This window comes from Pseudomonas sp. SMN5, from assembly GCF_052041925.1.
In the GTDB taxonomy this organism is placed as follows: Bacteria; Pseudomonadota; Gammaproteobacteria; order Pseudomonadales; family Pseudomonadaceae; genus Aquipseudomonas.
Genome location: NZ_JBKGGX010000061.1, coordinates 1 through 1,075 on the forward strand (window position 1 = coordinate 1; position 1,075 = coordinate 1,075).

Here is a 1,075-nt window from a genome sequence, read left to right on the forward strand (position 1 = left end):
TTCGACTGTGAGCCTGTCGGCCACTTCGACCGTCGCCGAAGGTGGAACGGTGGTTTACACCGCCTCGGTCAACGCCCCAGTCACCGGCGCCCCGCTGGTCGTCACCCTGTCGAACGGTCAAACCATCACCATTCCAGTTGGCGCAAGCTCGGGCAGCGTGAACTTCGTTACGCCAAACGATGCCCTCGCTGGCGGCGACAACCTGAGCGTCAAGATCGACGACGCCAAGGGCGGCAACTACGAGAAGCTGGAGATTGACGGCAAATCGGCTGACACCACCGTCACCGATACCCAGGACACGACCGGTCTTACCCTGACCGCGACTGATACTGTGGCCGAAGGCGGTTCGATCGTTTACACCGCGACCCTGAGCAACGCTGCCGGTACGCCTGTTACCGTCACCCTGAGCAACGGCGCGGTCATCAATATCGCTGCCGGTGCAACCACTGGTACCGTCACCGTTGATGCGCCGAAGGACGACGTCTACAAAGACGCCGGCAAGGTGGAAGTCAGCATCGATAAAGCCACAGGCGGTAACTTCGAGAGTCTGGTTCCAAGCACGACGCCTGCGGTCACTGACGTCACCGATACCATCGACACTTCGACTGTGAGCCTGTCGGCCACTTCGACCGTCGCCGAAGGTGGAACGGTGGTTTACACCGCCTCGGTCAACGCCCCGGTCACCGGCGCCCCGCTGGTTGTCACCCTGTCGAACGGCCAAACCATCACCATCCCGGTTGGCGCGAGCTCGGGCAGCGTGAACTTCGTCACGCCGAACGATGCATTGGCAGGCGGCGATAACCTGAGCGTCAAGATCGACGACGCCAAAGGTGGCAACTACGAAAAACTCGCCATCGACGGCAAGTCGGCTGACACCACCGTCACCGATACCCAGGACACTACCGGCCTGACGCTCTCGGCAACCGACACTGTCGCCGAAGGTGGCTCGATCGTTTACACCGCCACCCTGAGCAACGCTGCCGGTACGCCTGTCACCGTCACTTTGAGCAATGGCGCTGTGATTAATATCGCTGCCGGTGCAACCACCGGCACCGTCACCGTTGATGCGCCGAAG

Annotated in this window: 1 protein-coding gene; it reads left to right on the plus strand. The window is 61.5% G+C overall.

From position 1 onward, the window contains the following. Window positions 1–1,075, plus strand: a 1,075-nt coding sequence (locus ACLEJR_RS26975; protein WP_440817748.1) for an immunoglobulin-like domain-containing protein, incomplete at both ends; no start/stop codon positions are given.